Origin of the sequence: Metabacillus sediminilitoris (assembly GCF_009720625.1) — a bacterium.
Lineage (GTDB): Bacteria > Bacillota > Bacilli > Bacillales > Bacillaceae > Metabacillus > Metabacillus sediminilitoris.
This window is the reverse complement of sequence record NZ_CP046266.1, coordinates 2,652,603-2,673,331: the sequence shown is the minus strand read 5'-3', so window position 1 is coordinate 2,673,331 and position 20,729 is coordinate 2,652,603. Positions and strand designations below refer to the sequence as shown.

17 protein-coding genes, 1 pseudogene and 1 riboswitch are annotated in these 20,729 nt (G+C 36.8%); of the genes and pseudogenes, 4 read left to right on the top strand and 14 right to left on the bottom strand.

Going from position 1 to position 20,729, the window contains the following annotated elements; genetic code table 11:
• Positions 1–335: 335 nt before the first annotated feature.
• A riboswitch (Lysine riboswitch) is annotated at positions 336–514 on the top strand.
• 122 nt (positions 515–636) lie between these two features.
• A complete protein-coding gene (gene dapA / locus GMB29_RS12650) occupies positions 637–1,524 on the top strand; it encodes a 4-hydroxy-tetrahydrodipicolinate synthase (RefSeq protein WP_136354065.1) in 888 nt (295 codons plus the stop codon).
• A 118-nt stretch (positions 1,525–1,642) separates the two neighbouring features.
• On the opposite strand, the gene GMB29_RS12645 is transcribed toward dapA, so the two are convergent.
• From GMB29_RS12645 to GMB29_RS12635, 3 genes and pseudogenes are all read right to left on the bottom strand, one after another.
• Positions 1,643–2,065 carry a hypothetical protein gene (locus GMB29_RS12645; RefSeq protein WP_136354063.1) on the bottom strand — a complete coding sequence of 141 codons (423 nt, stop codon included), beginning with the start codon at positions 2,063–2,065 and terminating at the stop codon, positions 1,643–1,645.
• Positions 2,066–2,291: 226 nt separating this feature from the next.
• Positions 2,292–3,176 (bottom strand): AraC family transcriptional regulator, encoded by an 885-nt coding sequence (locus GMB29_RS12640; protein ID WP_136354061.1) that lies wholly within the window; start codon positions 3,174–3,176, stop codon positions 2,292–2,294.
• Between the two features lie 200 nt (positions 3,177–3,376).
• Positions 3,377–4,111 (bottom strand): annotated as a pseudogene (locus tag GMB29_RS12635) (AAA family ATPase).
• A 200-nt stretch (positions 4,112–4,311) separates the two neighbouring features.
• Here GMB29_RS12635 and GMB29_RS12630 point away from each other — a divergent pair.
• The gene (locus GMB29_RS12630) at positions 4,312–4,779 is read left to right on the top strand and encodes a hypothetical protein (protein WP_227551681.1); all 468 of its coding nucleotides are present in this window, start codon (positions 4,312–4,314) and stop codon (positions 4,777–4,779) included.
• 234 nt (positions 4,780–5,013) lie between these two features.
• On the opposite strand, the gene GMB29_RS12625 is transcribed toward GMB29_RS12630, so the two are convergent.
• The 3 genes from GMB29_RS12625 to GMB29_RS12615 all read right to left on the bottom strand — a co-directional run bounded on the left by GMB29_RS12625 (position 5,014) and on the right by GMB29_RS12615 (position 9,759).
• Positions 5,014–6,978: a sigma-54-dependent Fis family transcriptional regulator gene (locus tag GMB29_RS12625; RefSeq protein WP_136354059.1), complete on the bottom strand. Its 1,965-nt coding sequence runs from the start codon at positions 6,976–6,978 to the stop codon at positions 5,014–5,016.
• A 187-nt stretch (positions 6,979–7,165) separates the two neighbouring features.
• Positions 7,166–8,635, bottom strand: coding sequence for an aldehyde dehydrogenase family protein (locus GMB29_RS12620; protein ID WP_136354057.1), 1,470 nt, complete (start codon positions 8,633–8,635; stop codon positions 7,166–7,168).
• Positions 8,636–8,658: 23 nt separating this feature from the next.
• Positions 8,659–9,759, bottom strand: a complete 1,101-nt coding sequence (locus tag GMB29_RS12615) for an NAD(P)-dependent alcohol dehydrogenase (protein ID WP_136354055.1) — start codon at positions 9,757–9,759, stop codon at positions 8,659–8,661.
• An 870-nt stretch (positions 9,760–10,629) separates the two neighbouring features.
• On the opposite strand from GMB29_RS12615, the gene GMB29_RS12610 reads away from it, so the two are divergent.
• Both GMB29_RS12610 and GMB29_RS12605 read left to right on the top strand, forming a co-directional pair.
• Entirely contained in the window at positions 10,630–11,634 is a 1,005-nt protein-coding gene (locus tag GMB29_RS12610; protein ID WP_136354053.1) for a DUF3231 family protein, read from the top strand.
• Positions 11,635–12,027: 393 nt separating this feature from the next.
• Positions 12,028–12,327 carry a DUF2642 domain-containing protein gene (locus tag GMB29_RS12605; protein WP_136354052.1) on the top strand — a complete coding sequence of 100 codons (300 nt, stop codon included), beginning with the start codon at positions 12,028–12,030 and terminating at the stop codon, positions 12,325–12,327.
• A gap of 249 nt (positions 12,328–12,576) precedes the next feature.
• Here the strand turns inward: GMB29_RS12605 and GMB29_RS12600 are convergent, their stop codons facing one another.
• The 8 genes from GMB29_RS12600 to GMB29_RS12560 form a co-directional block, all read right to left on the bottom strand.
• Positions 12,577–13,230 (bottom strand): M50 family metallopeptidase, encoded by a 654-nt coding sequence (locus GMB29_RS12600; protein WP_136354050.1) that lies wholly within the window; start codon positions 13,228–13,230, stop codon positions 12,577–12,579.
• An 80-nt stretch (positions 13,231–13,310) separates the two neighbouring features.
• On the bottom strand, positions 13,311–13,991 hold the full coding sequence (locus tag GMB29_RS12595; RefSeq protein ID WP_136354048.1) for a PspA/IM30 family protein: 681 nt from the start codon (positions 13,989–13,991) through the stop codon (positions 13,311–13,313).
• A gap of 1 nt (position 13,992) precedes the next feature.
• Positions 13,993–14,400, bottom strand: coding sequence for a hypothetical protein (locus GMB29_RS12590; protein ID WP_136354046.1), 408 nt, complete (start codon positions 14,398–14,400; stop codon positions 13,993–13,995).
• Positions 14,401–15,625: 1,225 nt separating this feature from the next.
• Positions 15,626–16,786 carry a DUF4317 domain-containing protein gene (locus GMB29_RS12580; RefSeq protein ID WP_136354044.1) on the bottom strand — a complete coding sequence of 387 codons (1,161 nt, stop codon included), beginning with the start codon at positions 16,784–16,786 and terminating at the stop codon, positions 15,626–15,628.
• 231 nt (positions 16,787–17,017) lie between these two features.
• The gene (locus GMB29_RS12575; RefSeq protein ID WP_136354042.1) at positions 17,018–18,238 is read right to left on the bottom strand and encodes a cation:proton antiporter; all 1,221 of its coding nucleotides are present in this window, start codon (positions 18,236–18,238) and stop codon (positions 17,018–17,020) included.
• An 18-nt stretch (positions 18,239–18,256) separates the two neighbouring features.
• A complete protein-coding gene (locus GMB29_RS12570; RefSeq protein WP_136354040.1) occupies positions 18,257–18,745 on the bottom strand; it encodes a cation:proton antiporter regulatory subunit in 489 nt (162 codons plus the stop codon).
• Positions 18,746–18,795: 50 nt separating this feature from the next.
• Positions 18,796–19,359 carry a tyrosine-type recombinase/integrase gene (locus tag GMB29_RS12565; RefSeq protein WP_136354038.1) on the bottom strand — a complete coding sequence of 188 codons (564 nt, stop codon included), beginning with the start codon at positions 19,357–19,359 and terminating at the stop codon, positions 18,796–18,798.
• A gap of 420 nt (positions 19,360–19,779) precedes the next feature.
• Positions 19,780–20,520 carry a YybI family spore inner coat protein gene (locus GMB29_RS12560; protein WP_406600349.1) on the bottom strand — a complete coding sequence of 247 codons (741 nt, stop codon included), beginning with the start codon at positions 20,518–20,520 and terminating at the stop codon, positions 19,780–19,782.
• Positions 20,521–20,729: the final 209 nt, after the last annotated feature.

Genomic DNA, 20,729 nt, shown 5'->3' with positions numbered 1-20,729 from the left:
GAGTTATTTTCATGAAAAACTTGAACGGAATAATTGATATAATGGGGGGGCTAGTCTGTTTCGATTAGTCTCTTTTTATATCGCATTTTCTTTTGAAGGACATCAATCTGTATGTTATTCAAGTGTCTAAAACGTCATATCATTATAATTACTTAGACAGGAAGAATTCAGATGTTATGATCAAAAGGCAAGTTTAACAGAGCTTATAAAATAATAAATACCCAAAGAAGTTGGCGTATTCCATCCAAGATAAAAAATCATAATTTCCTTGCAATTGAAAGAATTATCTGTTATATTACACTCAATTACATATTTCTTATTTCAAAACCTTTTGAAGTGAGGATAGAGGCGCAAAGATCATTAGTATACAATTCGAGGAGAATGAGATCCAGTGACGATTGTAGAAAGGGGTATTTGCCGAAGCGGAAAGAATCTCATGTTCTTGAAGCTGGTTCTGCTATTGAATAAATACAGAACTGTCATATAGGAAACTATATGGAGGGCTATCGCACGGGAACGATTTTTGATTCTTATTGTTTCTAATGCAACAGCGAATCCCTCGTTGTTGCTTTTTTGCGTTTATGGAAAATTGCCCTACCCTCCTCTTATTAAAAAATACAAAAAGGGTGTGTAGATATGAATTTTGGTCAAGTATTAACAGCAATGGTGACTCCGTTTGATCATAATGGTGAAATCGATTTTGAAGCTACGAGAACGTTAGTGAATCATCTTATTGATAATGGCTCTGATGGACTAGTGATCGCTGGGACAACAGGCGAATCACCAACACTAACAACTGAAGAAAAAGTAGAATTTTTTAAATTTGTTGTAAACGTTGTTGCAGGAAGAGTGCCAGTCATCGCTGGGACCGGCTCTAATAATACAAAAGCATCGATCAGCTTAACTCGTCTTGCTGAGGAAGCAGGAGTTGATGGCATTATGCTGGTCACTCCATACTATAACAAACCATCACAAGAAGGCATGTACCAGCATTTTAAAGCCATTGCCGAATCAACGGTATTACCAATCATGCTTTACAATATACCAGGTCGAAGTGTTGTTAACATGACGGTTGAAACGATTGTCCGCCTTTCAAACATAGAAAATATTGTTTGCATCAAAGAAGCAAGCGGTGACCTTGATGCGATGGCGCAAATCATAAGTAAATCAGCTAGTGATTTTACATTGTACAGCGGTGATGATGGCTTAACAGTACCTGTATTAGCGATTGGTGGGGCTGGAATTGTTTCCGTTGCTTCCCACATCATTGGCAATGAAATGCAAAATATGATCAACAGTTTTAAAAATGGCGATGTTATCAAAGCTGGTGTATTACATCGCGAGCTTCTGCCGATTATGAACGCATTGTTCGCTGCACCAAATCCATCACCTGTAAAAGCAGCCTTGAATATGCGCGGGATTCAAGTTGGCGGTGTTCGCTTGCCGATGGTGGCTTTGAATGATGACGAGACAAGAGCTTTAAAGAGTGTTCTTGAAGCTAGTAACATCAACGTTAGCAGCTAACTAACCATAAACAAAAGGATAGATGAACAGGCAAGTCCTTATCAAGACCAAAAAAGAGATAGATAAATGGAAGGACATGACATATTAGTCATTTATAATATGTCATGTCCTTTGTTCTTTATGGGAAGAAAGTAGGCTGTCTTAATTTCTCTTTGTCCTCAATAATTATCTGTGTACCCGCGTGTGCATCGAGTATTGAACTGATTACTTTTATCCAATCCCCAAAATTAGAGAGTACTTCTCCTTCCAGTTCGATTTTTTCATCACTTGTAAAGGCTTGAGTTGTAGTACCAATACTATCTAAAAATGTTCCAATGCTTCCAACCCAAGACGACAGTACTATTTGTCTTTCATTTTCATCTGCTCTAACTTCCTCACTAATCAACATAATTTTAGATAAATATAATGATTCCATTATTGCACCGATGAATTGAATCCAGACTGCAATGGAAACCTGTTTTTCAAGTTGGTTAATCAATTCCTTATTGTCATTATGACTACTTTCTTTGGTTTGATTTTTGGTTTCTGATTGAGTATTCACTTTATTTCACCCCATTCTTTATACACGTTATGCAATAATATGGACAAATGCGAATGTTAAATTTACTTTTGATGGGGATATAATTATTCAACTCCCTCTATATAGAAAGGAAAAAGCGATCCTTCTTTATTGAAGCATCGCATCCTTTCCTTTAAATACATTTAAGTGACATGGGTATATACCTTTCTTTTCTATAAATGAAGATCTATTAACTTTTCCGCATTGATCATATTACTTCTACTTTTTTCTTAACCGGGATCCAAATTTCGCTTTTAAATGTTGGTGATGTTAAATCTTTACCCTCGTTCCACAATATTTCTGGTCCTTCTGTCTGTTGATAGTATGAAGATGGAAACCATTCGGCATATATACGTCCCCAAGTTTCTTGCAGTGTATGAGGAAAAGGACCGACTGAATCGAATACTGCCCACGTTAAGGCAGGAATATCGAGTTGTGTAAGGTTATCCGGACAATCCTTCGTTGTTGCCACACCAATATAATGATCAAGATCTCCTTTTTCCTCCATTCGGCCTTCCGAAAAATTTGTTGATGCCTGAATCAGTCCGATCGGTTCAACATTAGATAGTTCTTTCAGTTTATTGATCATCTCCATATTCAATATTTTCCACATTGCTGTTATTTCCGTGTTTTCTCCTTGGAATACAATCGGCACTCTTTTCTTAATCCCAACGATGTGAAATGCCGCTTTTTCTTCGATTCGGTACTTCATTTCACTTCCTCCTTTAATTGATAATTGGAAGGTCATTTGTGGATAGGCCTTTAGTGATTGCCCATTATTTCTGGCCTGTGATGGTGTTACACCATGCAATCCTTGAAAAGCTCTCGTAAATGAATCTGCTGAGCTGTATCCATATTGCATTGCAACATCAATTATTCTGATGTGACTGTTAGTAAGCTCAAATGCTGCAAGGGTCAGGCGTCTGCGACGGATGTATTCTGAGAGCGTAATACCTGAGAGGAAAGAAAACATCCGTTTAAAATGATATTCAGAACAGAAGGCAAGCCTTGCAACTTCTTTAAAGTCAATCTCATGTGTAAGATTTTCTTCTATATACAGTAACGCTCGATTCATGTTCTTAAGCAAATCCATTACATAACCTCCTTCATCAAAAGAATAGCAGGAATTGATTATTTCCATCCGACATTTTGTGCACCATTATGTAGTGTTACGTTTAAATGCAACATATCCGATTAGAATACCTAGTTCATCCTCCAACACATATCATTTCACATTATCTTCCCTTAATAAGGAAGAAGTGACGACCATTGTACAGTCATCACTTCATTCCTTCATTCCTGATACTCATCCTCACTAAATATTTCAGCAAGAAATTTATCCCTATGTTGTAAAAAGTATTTTGTTATTTGATAATGATCTGTCATTTCATAATCGATCTGTGCAATTTGTTCCTGATCAAAACTTAAAATATCTGCATTAGGATACCCCAATAAGATTGGAGAGTGTGTGGCAATGATAAACTGAGCATTGCCTTTAGAAGCTAAATCATGAATAATTCTCAAAAAAGTTAATTGTCTTTGTGGTGACAACGCTGCCTCTGGTTCATCTAAAAGAAAGATGGATTCCTCTTTAAAGCGATGTAAAAATAATGACAAAAACGATTCTCCATGTGATTGTTCGTGAAGCGATCGTCCACCGTATTGACGAAATCAGGAATCATCCACTTCATCAATATGTGTAGCAAAGTTATAAAACGATTCTGCTCGTAAAAAGAATCCGTTCGATATTTTAGGTAACCAGGAAAGTCTTATATATTTACCGAGCACAGATTCTGATGCATAAACATCATATGTATTATTGCGTCCCCCACCTGCTGTATTGAATTCACATTTGTCTGCAATCGCTTCTAACAAAGTCGATTTGCCAGAACCATTTTCGCCAACGAAGAAGGTTACATTCCTTTTTAAAGAGATCTCTTGGAGATTTCTTATCGCAGGAATTGAAAACGGATAACGATGAAGAGAAGGTATATCCTCACGTAAAAGTGTAATTCTTTTTAAAAACATTTTAAATCACCCATAAGAAAGTATATCAGATAAAAAAAGAGAGATGGAAACAAGTTCAAAATACGGTGATTGTTCACAAAATTGCCTGATAGTAAAAAGAAAATTCTTCCGACATTCCCCTATCAAAATGAAAGGACATACATAAAACGCTTGAATACAGGAAAAATATCCATATCAATAAAGCAAAGGAAGTTATAAAAGTGAAAAAGAGAAATACATTTATTATTTTAATGACCATTTTGCCTTGGCTAAGTATTCCGCTTCTTGGTGTCAGGACCTTTAAAAGATTTCTTCCAAGTGTAATATTTATGAATTTATATCTAGTAGCAGAAGGCAGATTCGCGGAAAAGAAAAAGTGGTGGTGGTTTCCATTCTCTGTAAAACCTAATGTATTAGCAGAGCTACCCTTAATCATTGGTCCATTTTTTGTTGGCTCATTTTGGATTTTGAAATACACTTACGGAAAATTCAACTTATATCTTTTGGCCAATGTTATCATTGACTCTTTATTTACCTACCTTGGCATGAATTGGCTTAAAAAGATCGGGTATGTTAGTTTAGTTAGGTTAACAAAGTTTCAATTATCATTAGTATTTTTAATAAAAACATTTTTATTGTATGGCTCTCAAGTTTTATATGAAAAATGTTTCAATCCATCTTTGAAATAGAATGCAGTTGAATGAAGAATTTGTATATGGTACGGACGTTAATCAACCTGTACCTGCAGAAAAAAGCAGCATCATATTTGAAAGACACTTCAATAGTATAATCAGATTTTGACTTACGGTGAAAATATAAAAGAGTAACACATGTGCGTTACTCTTGGAATTTAAATAAAACCATGCAAAAAATAACATCAGTGTGCAGAAACAAAAGTGAGGCATCTCTCAAACGATCATGTACTACTTAATCTGATACTTTTCCATTTTTTTATATAATGTCCCCCGAGAAATACCCAATTGTTTAGCTGTCTTTGTTAAATTATACCGATTATCACGGAGAGCCTTCATGATTTGGGTATGTTCATCTTCTTCATTTTGGGGGATCATGGTCTCTTGTGTCTCTTTTTCTTTCTTCCCTGCAGATTCTACAATGTAATCTGGTAAATGGGCTGGAAGGATTCTGGCATTGTCAGCGAAAACAAGGGCATGTTCCATCACATTTTTCATTTCTCTGACATTACCTGGCCAATCGTATGATTGCAAAATCTCTACCGTCTCAGGCATCAAGATATAATCAGAAACATGAGGATTTTGCTTTCTCAAAAAGTACTCGGCGAAATGTACAACATCATCTTGGCGTTCCCGTAGCGAAGGAACTTTTAATTCAATCACATTCAAACGATAATATAGATCTAAGCGAAATTTTCCTTCTTCGGTCGATTTTTTCAAATCCTTATTTGTTGCAGCTATTATTCTTACGTCTAAAGGGCGAGGACGGTATTCGCCAACGCGAGTCACCTGTTTTTCTTGCAGTACTCGCAGCAACATGGCCTGGATCGGAAGCGGAAGTTCCGCAATTTCGTCAAGAAACACCGTGCCGCCATGTGCTGCTTCAAAAAGCCCTGCTTTTCCTTCTTTCATTCCCCCTGTAAACGATCCTGGTGCATAGCCAAACAATTCACTTGCCACAAGGTCATGAGCCAATGTAGCACAGTTCAACGCAACAAAGGGTTTGTCTTTTCTCAAGCTGTTGCTGTGAATGTATTGTGAAAGGACTTCTTTGCCTGTTCCGCTTTCTCCGATTAAAAGCACGGACATATCTCGTTTCGCAACCTTCTTTATTTTTTCCAGTAAACCCAGCCACTGTAGTGATTTTCCAATCACACCTGTTTGTGTCTCATCGTCACTCTCCGTCGTGCCGATCGTTGCTGGGCCCCCTCTATTGCTATGCTGGGGTTCTAAAGATGGGCGTTTACATGTGCGCATAGGTTTTCGCCGCATTTGGATAATGGCACCAATCATCTGATCACGGTAATACACAAACTGGAGGCATCCCCCTGAAGAATCACTTGAAAAAGGCAATGGGTGCTCTTTGGGAACGGATGTGGTGGAAAGACGAATAACCGATTGTTCTTGGCTCATTTGGAAGAAATGATGCCAATCAAATTGGTTGCTCCACTCCTGCTGCTGATTGATGATGTCAGGATCATTGCTTCGCACGATCTGTCCGTCATTATCAACAGCGATCAGGATATCATTCGCTATACGTAGTTCTTTTTCTAAGTAAGCGTTCTCAAGAAAAAGTTTATGAATCTGCAGTTGGCTAAATACTTCCATCTCTAAGCTTTTCGCCAGCATTTCTGTCAATACCATGGCATTGGCAGGAAAATCCTCCGTAAAACAGGTTAAATCCAATACACCTATCGTCTTACTGCTGATCGGATGAAAAATCGGAACACCTGCACAAGAGATCATCTGCCAGCTCTCACAGAAATGCTGCGCATCTTGGATCACGACAGATTTTCCAGCTATAAGTGTCGTACCAAATGCCGTCGTTCCGCATAACTCTTCACTCCATACTCCGCCAGGCACCGCATTGAAGGTTTTCAGCAGCTCCTTCAGCCCCTCCTCTGCGTATACGCTAAGGAGTCTTGCATGGTTATCCGCTAAAATGAAGGAATACCTTGAACTCGCAAATGACTTAATTTTGGGGATAATGGTCTGGAATGCACGGTATAACAGGCTAGAGGTTTGCAGCACTTGTATTTCCGCCTGCTTTAGTACTTTAGGTGATTTACGCAAATTCAAATCAACATTGTACGATAAGCTTCTATTCCAGGATTCAGCAATGACGGGTGGCGTATTAGCATTTACTTGTTTGCTGGAAAGGAAGTTATCTCTAGCAAGAATTCGTTCATGATACATAGATTAGCTCCCTCCATATATTTCTATTAACCTATTATAATACACAGTTACCATTGAAGGCGAGAATGCTCCCACTTCCATTTAAGTGTGAATCGTTCACTAGTGTATGGTAATAGCATTACTGGAATACTCTAGTACAACAAGAAAATCCCTAAGTCGCTTGGACAAAGGGATTTTTAACATAAGATCAGAACGGAAACGGACGTTTCTCCTTTTGCACAGACACCCAGCGAGTAGTCGTAAACTCTTCGAGAGACCAATCACCGCCATAGCGACCTAAACCAGAGGATTTTTCTCCACCAAATGGGATGTTAGATTCTGTGTTCACACTTTGGTCATTAACATGAATCATTCCCGTCTCGATTTGTAAGGCAACTTCCACACCATGCTCTACATCACGGGTAAAAATTGACCCACTCAAACCATAATCACTTTCATTCGCAATTTGAATCGCTTCTTCTTCACTCTCTACTGGTAAAATGGCTGCAACAGGTGCAAATTGCTCATTCTTTGCTATGGCCATATCATTGGTCACATTTGTGAGAATAACTGGTTCCATCAGGTTCCCTGCCACATTTCCCCGCTTGATACATACTGCCCCTTCACGGATAGAATCATCGATCCAGCCTTGGACTTTATATATTTGCTTCTTATTAATAAGCGGGCCAACAAATACGGAAGGATCAAACGGATTTCCTACCTTCACAAGTTGCGTTTTTTCCTTAAAAGCTTTAACGAATTTATCATAAATATTCTGATGTACGATAATACGATTTAATGCCATACAAATTTGACCTTGATGCAGGAACTTTCCAAACACAGCAGCGCTCGCAGCTTGTTCGATATCCGCATCCTCCAGAACGATCATCACATTGTTTCCACCAAGTTCAAGGGCTGCACGTTTTAAGTTTCTTCCACAGACCTCGCCAACCCGTTTTCCAACTGCTGTTGAACCTGTAAACGAAATAACCTTTGGAAGAGGATGTTCAATAAAGGCATCACCTATTTCGTTAATATCGGCAACAACTGCATTTAACAGCCCTTTTGGTAAACCTGCTTCTTCAAAAACCTTCGCAATAAATAACCCGCCGGAAATAAATGTTTGTAAATCTGGTTTGACGACAACACCATTTCCAACAGCTAAAGCCGGAGCAATTGCTCGAATCGATAAATACAACGGAAAGTTAAATGGACTAATCACACCGACTACTCCAACAGGCAGACGATATACACGGTTTTCTTTCCCTGGGATCACAGACGAAACAACCGATGCTTCCATTTTAAACGGCAATTGGGCAAACTGATTCATATCGGCAATCGAAAAATCCACCTCAGCATTCGCCTTTGCAAAGCTGCTTCCAGTTTCTGCGACAAGAATTTGGACAATTTCATCTCTACCTTTTTCTAAAACCTCGGCAGCTTTTTTCAAGACGGCTGAACGCTCTCCTGGACTTACCTTCTGCCATGCTTTCTGTGCTTTTGCTGCTGACTGATAAGCTACACCAACATCCTCAATAGAAGCCAGTTTAATTTTTACAAGCTCAGAAAGATCAAAGGGATTTTGATTCCTGTAGTCATTTTGGCTGTCCCCTTTTCTCCATTGTCCATTAATATATTGATTCGACCACATGCTAAATGTAGTTGTTACTGTTGCCATTTCTTTCATCCCCTCCAGGTCATTTATCCCATTTTAATGATTGGTTTAATTGTTGAACCGTTTTTCGAATCAGCGACAGCTTGATTAATATCTTCAAAGTTATAAAACTTCACTAATTTATCAAACGGGAATTTTCCTTCTTTATATAAAGAGATTAATTGTGGTATAAAGATACGCGGAATACTATCGCCCTCTACGACACCTGTGATTGTTTTATTTGCTAAAAGTAAGTCATTGACATCAATTTTTTCATCTGTTCCAAGCGGCGGTGCACCAATTTGACAGACAACACCGCGAATACCTAATGAATCAACAGCTTGTCTTAAAATACCAGGTACTCCAGCTGTTTCTACAGCATAATTCGCACCACCTGCGATGATTTTTTTCACTTCTTCCGGAACATTAACATTTCGTCCATTAATTGTGTGTGTTGCCCCTAACTCCTTTGCAAGTTCCAGCCGATTATCATGGACATCAACAGCAATGATCGTCCCACATCCAATTGCTTTTGCAGCCATAAGTGCACTTAGACCAACTGCACCTGCTCCAAACACAACTATGCTTGATCCTGATTCTGGCTTTAAACGATTTAGGACAGACCCACTACCTGTTTGGATTCCACACCCTAAAGGCCCTAGTAAAGCTAAATCGACATCTTTATCTACCTTCACAACGTTACGCTCATTGACAACGGTATATGTCCCAAACGAAGATTGGCCAAAGAAAATGGATAAATCCTCGTTGGCATGATTGTGATGGCGGCAAGAACCATCCTCCATCTTACCGACAAAATTCAATTCAAAAAATCGCTCACAGACAAATGGATGTCCTGACAAACATTGGTTACATTTTCCACAATGGGCAAATCCCATCACAACGTGATCTCCCGGCTCTAAAGTTGTTACCCCAACTCCAACTTTTTCAACAACACCAGAACCTTCATGCCCTAAAACGGCTGGAAGAGGGACTGGGTATTCTTGGTCTTGTGCGACCATATCGGTATGGCAAACACCTGATGCGACAAGACGAATTAGTACCTCGCCAGCTTTTGGCTCATCAAGCTGAATGGTTTCAATTTTAAAGTCTTCACTTTTAGAATTAGTAACAGCTGCTTTAATTTGCATGAAAATAACCTCCTATGTTTTGCTTTTTAAAATGAACTAGTAGGTAATATTGAAACTACAAAAACCATCATGTTATCGCTTTCAACTTTAGAAGATTGAGAATTAGAAGTATCTCATCTTTTTATTATGCAATTCATATGCCAACCAGTTAGGACAAACAAGCATTTAAAGAAAACCAACAAAGTTACTACTTCATTAATAAATGGAAATACAAAAACGGGAGGAATTGGATAAAAATGAACAGAAGCTCTGAACAAAAGTGAACAAACTGTTCACTTTGCATTGAACAGTTTGTTCAAAGTAAGAAAAATAAAAAGGAACATGAATGGACTTAGTTAAATAAGTCAAGGGTAAGATACTGGTTGGAGCTTGTATTTTAAAAAAAGCATGTTGAAATGATCAACATGCCATGAAACAGATATTTAGGTAGAGGGGATTAGTCACCATTCTTTATATCGATAAGAAAAAGGACATTCCTTTGTTCCATTCGTGCACCTTCACTATCTACTATTACGAATATTTTTTTAAAAATTATAGATACATAAATGATAATATTTTCCTTTCTAATAGGTAATTCTATTGTTAATTAAATGATGAGGGAGATATTTTACAAAATGCAGACAAACTTTTATGAGAACATGGATTCATGACTGGGTACAATATATTTGTTATTGCACTTGGCAATTTATAGGGCCCCCCTGATTCCCTTAATTTTGCTTTATTTTCTAATGGTAGAAAAAGAGCGATATTATTATGATTTAAGGTCAGCGCTATTTTTAAATTGATTACTATTATTTTCTTGAATTAAACTAAAACACGCCCATCTAATTATATAAACTAAATTAGTACAACAATATAGGAGGTTACATTTTGGAGAATATTAGTCATAACCTTGAACTTACTTCAGCTGAAATAGCTAATCTTTGGACTCAGTATATGAATGATTCATTATCAATTTGTATCTTAACTCATTCTATTGAACATGCAAAAGATGATGAGATTAAGGATATCCTTACATTTGCACTTAGCATCGCACATTCCCATATTGAAAAAATCACAGAGTTTATGAATCAAGAGAAATTTCCTATTCCTAAAGGGTTTTCAATAGCAGAAGATGTTAATCTGAATGCCCCTCCGTTATTCACAGACAAATTTATGATGGTTTATATGCATGTCATGACATTACTTGGATTGACAGGCTACGCGGGTGCTATTGCAACATCATGCCGGGAAGATCAGGTTGATTATTTTATCAAATGTAATAGCGAAACGATGGAGCTTTATAAACGAGTTGTGAGGATCATGCTTAATAAAGGAATTTATAGTAAACCGCCACGAATTAATGCCCCTAGTGAAATTGATTTTGTGAATAATCAACGCTATTTAACTGGTTGGTTTGGAAAAAAAAGACCTCTAAACGCTGTTGAAATTAGCGGTATCAGTTTTAATATGGTGAAAATTATCGTCAAAGTTGTATTAGAAATTGGCTTCGGGCAAGTTTGCCAAACAGAAGAAGTGAGACAATATTTCAAAAAAGGAAAGAATCTTTGTGAAAAACAATTCGGTATACTTAGTTCTACTTTAACAAAAGATGAATTAGCATCACCAGCTTCATCGGTATCTGAAATTACAAATTCAACGGTTCCGCCCTTTTCAGATAAACTTATGTTAAATCATATTGTCATCCTTGTTTCATCAGCTATTGGCTATTACGGAGCGGCTGTATCTGTTTCTACTAGAAGAGACTTAGCTTTAGAATACACACGTCTTATGGCTGAAGTAGGTCTTTATGCAGAAGATGGAGTGCAACTTTTGATTGAAAACGGATGGATGGAGCAACCACCTTTAGCTGCTGACCGAGAAAAACTCTCATAAAAGAAGTACTGTGTACTCCTGGTTAAAATAAGGATTTATTAGAATAGTATTGCGTTACAAGGCTGTGCTCAACTCTAAATAGAAAGATCCTTAAAAATATACTTTTAAATTGATTAACGTTCAAGATAATTATTTATACTTTTATAATTTGTTTTCATGGATACATAAATATAGTTACTGTTTTATTCTTGTTTTTCTTTAAGCAATTTTGGATGATGATGTATTTTATCATTCGCTTCTTCTAAAGAATACCATTTTACAACATTGTAAAATGGTATTCTTTATTATGTTAAATGTTGGATCTAGTTCAATAGTTCTCCATTTCTTTGTACTTACATTAGGCACCTTTTTATATACCCTACATAAATTAATAAACAAAAGAGTGAGTTCATTATGCAACTTTATCAAAACACAAACTATAATAGCTTGTTAACGCCGGGTCAATACATGTTCTCGAATTATTTTCCAACAATTATGAAACAATTATCACCTACTTACAGCATCTCAGCAGAACCGGTTTTTCTTGATCATTTACTGATGAATTTAGGTAAAACCATTCGCGTTGTAACAATTAATGATTCATTAGAAGGAACATTAACAGGAGTTGCTATTGACTATATCCAGCTCACCGTGGGTGATTTCAACTATCATATTCGTTTTCAACATATTACTTACTTCATAGGTAAACCTTGATTAATCCAATTGATTTTTTATATTTAAATAGAATCTAATTTATTTCTATTTCTACATCAAAGGATTTGAACTGAATACCAAATCCCGGACTTGAAATCCACGAGTGCATCAGCTACTTCCGTTTAACTTTCAATATAAATAAACTTACACTTTAAGAGTAAGCATCCCCATTAGCATGCTGTAGAAAGTAAAAATCTTGACGCTGATAAACTGGAAATACCCCACCCATTAAGACTCTTACTATCTGCCTTAAAAAATACTTAAAAATTTAATTACGATAAAATATCCAGCAAAAAGTGACTGTCCAAGAAGAACTACCCCAAACATCATTGCCGGAATGACTCTTACTCTAGCAAGAAGTCCTGATCTTGCCGGATTTTTCCGTTCCAAAAGACCTTGTCTGCATACTTGAATACCGTTAAAAATCGATTGGATCAGAAAGAAGGAGGCTAGAAAGATACCTATATGCATAATGGCGATGTCATACCTGAAATAAATAGGTAAAGCTAATAAAACAATAAATGTAACCGCCCATAAGATGCCAAAAAAGTTTCGAATCCACAGTAAAACAGCAACAGCCATTAAACCCATAAATATATATAGAATATATAGGTAGTTGTAATTAGCAACGAAATAAAATAATCCAATTGCGGCGAGTGACTCCCCAGTATATGCTGCATAGGAAATAATATTATGTTTAAATCCGGAATTTTCTATGTTTGTTATTCGTCTTGAACGTTCGCTATGCAACTTTATTTTCTTTGAATACCCCCCTCCTAAAATGACACGAATGATTTCGTAAAGAAGGGTATTGCAAAGAGAAAAATAGACTCTTACATAAGGAATTTGCGATACAATCAATGCAATGAATAGATAAACAAAAATAGGTAATGTATGGTTCATGATGAATCTCCTTTCTTTATCGATACAGTTAAAGAAGCACCTAACTTATCTGCCGGTGCTTCCTTGCCAATTTTCTTAAATTAGCCTGCCTTAGACTCACTCTCTTTTTCACTCTTTAGCTTATCTATCTCTCTATTTAATTCCTCTTCATTCACATAATTTCGATATGCAGCATCATGCTGTGCCAAAGGGTTTGCAAATTGGCTGCCAGCTTGTACCTCAGCTTCTATCAATAAAATTCGTTCTTCTGCCCGGGCTACCCCTCTTACGATATTATCTGTTTGGAAAGAACCAGTAGCTTTTTGAATCTGTTTAATAGACTGAGCCACATTCGCACGTGATGCCAGTAGCATTTTCTTATGCTGTAATTCGGAATATATTTCTTGCAGTTCAATTAATTTTTCCTTTAGCAGTTGGGTTTGCCCTTGAATTGCTTCATATTGCTGCTGATAAATGCTTAGTTGCTTCTCGTGATTTAACTTTTCCTGCACAGCCAATTTCGCGATAGCATCCTCTCCCATTTCAATAGCGAGCTTCGCCTGCCGGGTTCTTTTGGCCAATATATTCTTAGTATCCAAAACAAGTACCGCTTGTTTATTTTCCACAAAAATTTGACGGGAAAGAGCCGTCTGAGCTTTTGCCATTTCTTGCTCCATTTCTCTTGAAAATTCATTCAACATCGCGATTGGATCTTCCAACCCATCAAGCAAACTATTAATATCAGCCCTTGCAATTGTTTTTATTCTATTAAAAATACCCATTTTAGATAGTCTCCTTTTTATTTGTTATATTTTTTTCCCACTGATCTAATAATCCTTCATTTTTGGTCATGATCGGTTTATGTGAATTCATCATAGATGTATCGACAAACTGTTGCATCGAAGAAGCCTTCGCTTTCCGTCTTAGCCATTTCACTAAGAGAACCAAAATAACGATCCCGGCAATCAGGAATAATAGGAATCCGAGCCAGGAAAATCCTCCTCCATTATGTGGGCTGTTCATAATGTGGTGACCTCCTCCGAAGCCTCCTCGTGGTACCATTCCTCCACCTCCATGTCCATGTGGTCCAGCTGCCAGGGCACTGTAACTGCCTAACAGAAAGTAGGCTCCTAAAACCATTGGAGTGATGATCGTACCCCAAAAAATAGTTTTTTTCACTTTAGCATTCATCGTTTTTCTCCTCCTTTCGTTCTCGATGTTTATAGATTAATAGAGAATGGTGAAAACTTGGTGAAAAGCGAAATCTTTTTTAAAAATTAATAGAAAAAGTAATTCACATCTTAACAGGGTATAAAAAGGGGCTGAAATTAGTGGGTAATGATTTGGAGAATGGATTAAATGGTAGATTAATAGTAAAAGTATCGTGATATAAATGAGTGGCCGGTGCAATTTCAGGCATTCCTTATCTTCTAACTCAATTAATAATCATTAACAAGATTTCTCGTTATATTATCAGTATTATCTCTTCAAATTAGTTTATCTCTAAATAAAAAAGCCCTTACTTAATTGAGTCAGATCAATTGAAGTAGGGTTTTATATTATTATTAATATCTTTATTATTGATTATAATACAGCTGTCATTTCAATTTGAACTCTAAGACCTTCTCTTAGGTTTTGAATATTGCTATGTCTTGCTGGACGATTATCTTCATTTGGAAACATTTTAAGCCACTCGACATTTTCAACTTTTTTAATTCACGGTCTGTTAATGAAACGCTTAAAGGACCGATATCATCCGTCGTTCCTCCGGCAAGCTCCATAATTCATTAGAGCTATGAGAGACTTTTTTTGCTCTTTCTTTGAGCGTTTTGGTCTTCATCGGTGCTATGAGGGACTTTTCTTGTTCTTTCTTTGAGCGTTTTGGTCTTCATCGCAGCTATGAAGGACTTTTCTTGCTTTTTCTTTGAGCGTTTTGGTCTTCATCGCAGCTATGAAGGACTTTTCTTGCTTTTTCTTTGAGCGTTTTGGTCTTCATCGCAGCTATGAAGGACTTTTTTGCTCTTTCTTTGAGCGTTTTGGTCTTCATCGGAGCTATGAAGGACTTTTCTTACTCTTTCTTTGAGCGTTTGAGCCTTCATTGGGGCTAGATGAGAAATCCCCCCCCTTGCGAAAGCCTTATTCTATGTATTTCTTAGTTGCTGTTCAATTAATATAGTGAATATCATCTTTAAAATAGAAGGAAAAGGCAATCATTCAAGATACATAAAGACAAGGAAGAGGAATTAGTAGCCTTGCTAAATATAGCAGGTGATAAAGCCAACAATCTTGATTTACAAACTACAACTCATATTTATCACTTTGTACTAATCAAAAAAAAGTTGGATCTACCATTTGCAGAGATCCAACTTGAATTTATTTATAGATTGTAAGTATCAAGGAATCTGCCTCAATACGTCTAGAGTGTCTTTGTTTCCAGGCGAAATCCTTCAACAACCACATCTTCATCGATCTCAACTAATAGGCACCGTTTTCCATTGTAAGTGATATATTTTACATTTTTCAGCTCTTTTGGATTGACGGTTAGATCTGCCACTTTCGTATTTATTTTAATGGATTTAGGTATGATATTGCTTGCTTTGATTTCATGTTTTTCGTCATCTACGACACTTTTGAAAGCATGTTCCACTTTAGCGGTATCTACATTTTCAACGCCGCTTACCGCTAGGATTCGTTCGACGTCCCGAGAATCCAGCATAGGAGATTCGCTTTCTTCATCTTCTTCATTTTCTTGGACAATCTTATCGATTTCCTCATAGACATTTGAAATGACCTCGGAGTCCACTTCGTCTCCCATCACAATTTTTAAGATTTGTTCGAAGCTGTCCTTATCTTCCACGGCGGTAATGATCTCTTCACAGTTGAGAACTTCTTCTATAAATGACACATCTGGCTGATTCACTTTTCCTCCGCAATAGAGAATATGATTCACATCTGCGGAATTATCATTAAAAGCAGGAAACATAAAACCTGTTAACGGAGCAGTCAAATTAATAATTGGATCAACTGCGTTATTTGCTTTAAATTCTTTCTCAATATAATCAAACAGCAAGGCCTTTTTCGGCTGATCAGTTTTATTAAGACTGCAAAGGATAAACTCGCTGGAATAAACCTCATCATTCCCTCCAACTTCGGATTCCGGATCTCGTTTCCTCGTCGCCTTTTGATATTCCCCGCGGATAAATGTCACTACGGTATCAAATTCATAAACAGCATGAGCAAACATTTTCTCGACAATTTTGAGCATATTTTCATTCCAATCTTCCGTTGAGTCTGCTCGTAATCCTTCGAAAAGGATGGTTTGTGTGCTGTCTTCCACATCACGGATGAATTTCAGCTCAAACAGTTTGGCATCAAGATGACCTGTCAAAACCTTTTTAAAGTTTGCTAAAAACAATTCTTGTGCTTCTTGTTCTAACAATTGAAAAGGTTGACTGACCTGATGGTAAATCTCACCTGTTTCTTTCTTTACATACACATTAAAGATTTCCCGAATGTTTAGCATATGATTGTCCAATTTAAATTGCTTTCGTATAGTAGCGATGTCTTTTTTATTCATTTGTCTCATCTCCCATTTCTGATTATACGATTCAGACAAGAAAATAGTAATACTTGATATTTTTTCATTTTTAATAGTTGATAGAAATCATATTCGTATTGTCCTATTTTAATTGAGATACATCTCCACTGACTCTAAATGAATATTATCTTGCTACAAACAGATGTTCAGCTTTTGTTCAATAAAAAAAGCCATCAAATGATGACTCTTAGTGTATTTTTTCATTAATTTTTAGGGCACCTCTATTTTTCTCTTTTCTTTATCTTTACTCCATTTGAAAAACTTGTTTAAAAACATATAAATGTTCTTGCTTTCCTTTGCCATAAGTGGTCCCACAATGGCCAAAATAAGAACATAGAGAGCAGTGAAAGGTGTTAAAATAGGACTTAACCCTGCCGTAATTCCTAAATTCGCTACAATAATCGAAAATTCCCCACGTGCCATAATGGTTAACCCGATACTTGTTGAGGCTTTATGAGATAGATTCGCCTTTCTTCCTGCTATCATCCCTGCCACAAAGTTTCCTATAATCGTAAGCAATGCTGCACCTAAAGCCAGCCAAATTGCATCAGCCAATGTTGCTGGATCAATACTCAGTCCAAAGCTGAAAAAGAAGACTGCTCCAAAGAAGTCCCTAAAGGGAACGACCAGATGTTCAATACGATCTCGATGCTCCGTTTCTGAAAATACCAAACCTAGCAATAGGGCACCAATCGCTTCTGCCACATGAAGTGTTTCTGAAAACCCTGCAACAAAAAATAAGATAGCAAATATCACAATGATAAAAATTTCATCTGATTTTATATTTAACCATTTATTTAATAATGGAGCACCTTTTCGTGCGATAACAAAGAACATGAACATATAGCCAACAGAGATAAGAACCGATGTGAAGATTCCGAGGAAAGAAGTAGAACTAGCGAGTAATACTCCCGACATGGTCGTTAAAAATAAAGCAAGGAAAATATCGTCAAATAATATTATCCCAAGGATCAGCTCTGTTTCCGGATTCGCTGTTCTTTTTAAATCCACTAGAACTTTGGCTACAATTGCACTAGAGGATACGCTGAGGAGTCCAGCAATAATAAGCGTTTCCATCCAAGGCATTCCTGAGATAAAACCATATAGAAGACCTAAGATAAAGTTGATTGCTACATAAACACTACCACCGACTACGATGTTTTTTCCCGATTTTGCCAATTTACCAACTGAAAACTCAAGCCCCAGGTAGAAAAGTAAAAAGAGCACACCTATTCGACCTAAAAATTGAATAATTTCATTACTTTCGATAAACGTAAAATCGAAGATCCCAATCGTTGGTGCATGTGGGCCAACAATCATGCCAAGAATGATAAGAAATGGGATGATTGAAAATTTTAGCTTATTTGCAATAATAGCTCCAATTGCTACAAGAACAAGTGCCGTACCTACTTCAAATACTAAATGATCCATCTAGTTTCCCCACCCCTTTTATGTTGATAGTAGTTTTTTAATTAATTCTTTTATTTGCTGTCTCCCTCCAGATACAACCAACGTATCTCCTGCTTCAATAACTGTGTCCGGACCCGGATTGTGTGACTTTTGAGTGTTCTTTTTCTTTATGGCAATGATATTTACTCCAAAGTTATTTCTGATATCTATCTCGCCAATCGTTTTATTTACCGCGGGTGCATTAGGTTCAACTTGATACCATTCAATGATAATGTCGTCAAAGGCAAAGTCTACTGTTTCTAAAGCCTTAGGTTTATAGGTCATACCACCTAATATACCCGCAATTTGCCTAGATTCTGAATCATTAAATGTGACACTGCTTAACACCTCTTCATGATCATCAGTATCAAAATGATAAATTTCTCTCCGACCGTCATCATGGATAACAATAACCAGCTTATCTTGATTTTTTGTAATAATTTCGAACTTGTACCCAATACCTGGAAGTTCACTTTCTCGAATATTCACTTTACTATTCCTCCTTAAAAAATGAATTAATGGATTAAGGTAATTCCGGATTAAAGATTCACATCAATTTCTGTTTTTATTCTTTCATCTTTAGAAATACCAAGATATTTAAGAGTTTCAGCTGGTGTTGAATGATGAAAATGTTTTTGAAGAAGAGAAATCGCAACTCCGCGTTTATAAGCATGATATCCAAATGTTTTACGCAAGGAATTTGTTCCTATTTTCTCCTTTATACCAACTGTTTCTGCGGCGTGATGAATGATACGATATGCTTGCTGACGTGTGATCGGTTTTTGAGTTTTAGCTGATTTAAATAAGAAGTCATCGTTTTTTAAATGACTTACTTGGATATAATACAGAAGCGCCCTTTTAATTTTAAGATTAAGGTAAACTACCTCCGTTTTTCCTTCCTTGTTGGGAAGGAAAAAAAAGTTCCTTATCGTGCCTTCATTTTCCACAACATCTTCAACCTTAATACCCAACATTTCCGTAATTTTTAATCCGGTATTAATTCCAAAGACAAAAAGAAGATAATCTCGTGCTGAATGTTTTTTTAAATATCTTTTTATGGAATTTATTTGTTTGATGTCTCTTAGTGCTTCTACATATTCCATATGATCCTTCTCCTTAATCCATGTTACTTAACCCTATTGTAAACTAATATTAAGTAACATACTAATAAAAAGGCTTATTCATTAAAAAAGCTTGTTTTACATATGAAGAATAGGCGATATACAATTTCAAAAAGATTCGCCCCAGACAACAGGCGTTAAGCTTTTCATTATGAAAAGACCATAAGTCGAAAACAATCTATTTCTTGGTACTGGTTGCAAGGTCTCTTGTAATAATAGGTTAGTAGAGCAAAATATTCTCTATTAGTTTGTGGGTAATATTTTTAGACAAATGATCAAAATACTAATTCAAGAGTATTTGTTAGTCATTACAAGATTTTGTTAGCTTATTTTTGACAATAAAAAATTCACCCAATCATATAAATTGGGTGAATAAATTCTATTTCTACTATTATCTTCTACTCAAGTTTCCCCGCCAACAATCGCCACATTCTGCCGTTCTGTCACAAATCCCCTGCCGTTCCATTTCAACACCGTCTGTATAAACCCTAGTCCATCCGCATTATACCTTCCGGCGATGCGCTGATATGCTTCAAGTTCATACGTTCCGTCTCTGTTAAAATCAATTGGATATAACCCAGAAAGCGGATTTACCCACCCTTTGATCGGTTCTTTCAATGTACCATTTGGGTTATAAATTTCCGATAAATATTCCTTCCCTTTATACGTAAGATCAAGAATATATTTTTCATTTTGACTATGACTAATCACTGTTGCTCTGTAGTAATCCTCATAGGTAACATCATATGTTTGACGTTCATTAAATACATCAGAATCAAAAATCTGTCTCATTCTGCCGTTCAGTTGAGAAAAGACATATGCATAAATCATTCCGCCGCTTCCACCGCTATCGATAACGACCAAAATATCCTCGACCTTATCGCCTGTAAAATCACCTAGAAAGAGTGTCGGGTTGTATCCGGCGTTGTTTTTCATCCCGATTTGATGATATTGATTTGTACGGCCGTTTCGGATGACAAGTGTAATATTTTGCCAAAACGGACTGTCAGGTGTCTTATCTGCCGTTAAAAAGACCTTGTCAATCGTACCGTCTCCATCAACATCACCGTGCTTTTCTGTAACAACAGAAGATCTGTTTTGGCTCAGGTTTCTTGATAAACCGTGCTGAAGGTTTGCCTGCATATTCAGTAATTCGCGTTTTAACGGGTATGAATATGGCATCAAAAGAGCGTTATCAATCGTATTCATCGCTTCTCCTATGAATCCCGCTTTCGCCTGTATATCGGCTAAACAGTACCAATAATACGGATCATTTGTTTCTTGAATTTTCATGTGATAGTAATGAATCGCTTTGTTGCGTTCATTTTCTTCCATGTTCCGATCACCTGCCT

Bases quoted from the DNA above. Each gene is read 5' to 3' on its own strand.
- dapA (WP_136354065.1), top strand. From the start codon at position 637: ATGAATTTTGGTCAAGTATTAACAGCAATGGTGACTCCGTTTGATCAT.
- GMB29_RS12640 (WP_136354061.1), bottom strand. From the start codon at position 3,176: ATGGATTTGCTTAAGAACATGAATCGAGCGTTACTGTATATAGAAGAA.
- GMB29_RS12625 (WP_136354059.1), bottom strand. From the start codon at position 6,978: ATGTATCATGAACGAATTCTTGCTAGAGATAACTTCCTTTCCAGCAAA.
- GMB29_RS12620 (WP_136354057.1), bottom strand. From the start codon at position 8,635: ATGGCAACAGTAACAACTACATTTAGCATGTGGTCGAATCAATATATT.
- GMB29_RS12615 (WP_136354055.1), bottom strand. From the start codon at position 9,759: ATGCAAATTAAAGCAGCTGTTACTAATTCTAAAAGTGAAGACTTTAAA.
- GMB29_RS12605 (WP_136354052.1), top strand. From the start codon at position 12,028: ATGCAACTTTATCAAAACACAAACTATAATAGCTTGTTAACGCCGGGT.
- GMB29_RS12600 (WP_136354050.1), bottom strand. From the start codon at position 13,230: ATGAACCATACATTACCTATTTTTGTTTATCTATTCATTGCATTGATT.
- GMB29_RS12595 (WP_136354048.1), bottom strand. From the start codon at position 13,991: ATGGGTATTTTTAATAGAATAAAAACAATTGCAAGGGCTGATATTAAT.
- GMB29_RS12590 (WP_136354046.1), bottom strand. From the start codon at position 14,400: ATGAATGCTAAAGTGAAAAAAACTATTTTTTGGGGTACGATCATCACT.
- GMB29_RS12580 (WP_136354044.1), bottom strand. From the start codon at position 16,786: ATGAATAAAAAAGACATCGCTACTATACGAAAGCAATTTAAATTGGAC.
- GMB29_RS12575 (WP_136354042.1), bottom strand. From the start codon at position 18,238: ATGGATCATTTAGTATTTGAAGTAGGTACGGCACTTGTTCTTGTAGCA.
- GMB29_RS12565 (WP_136354038.1), bottom strand. From the start codon at position 19,359: ATGGAATATGTAGAAGCACTAAGAGACATCAAACAAATAAATTCCATA.
- GMB29_RS12560 (WP_406600349.1), bottom strand. From the start codon at position 20,520: ATGCAGGCAAACCTTCAGCACGGTTTATCAAGAAACCTGAGCCAAAAC.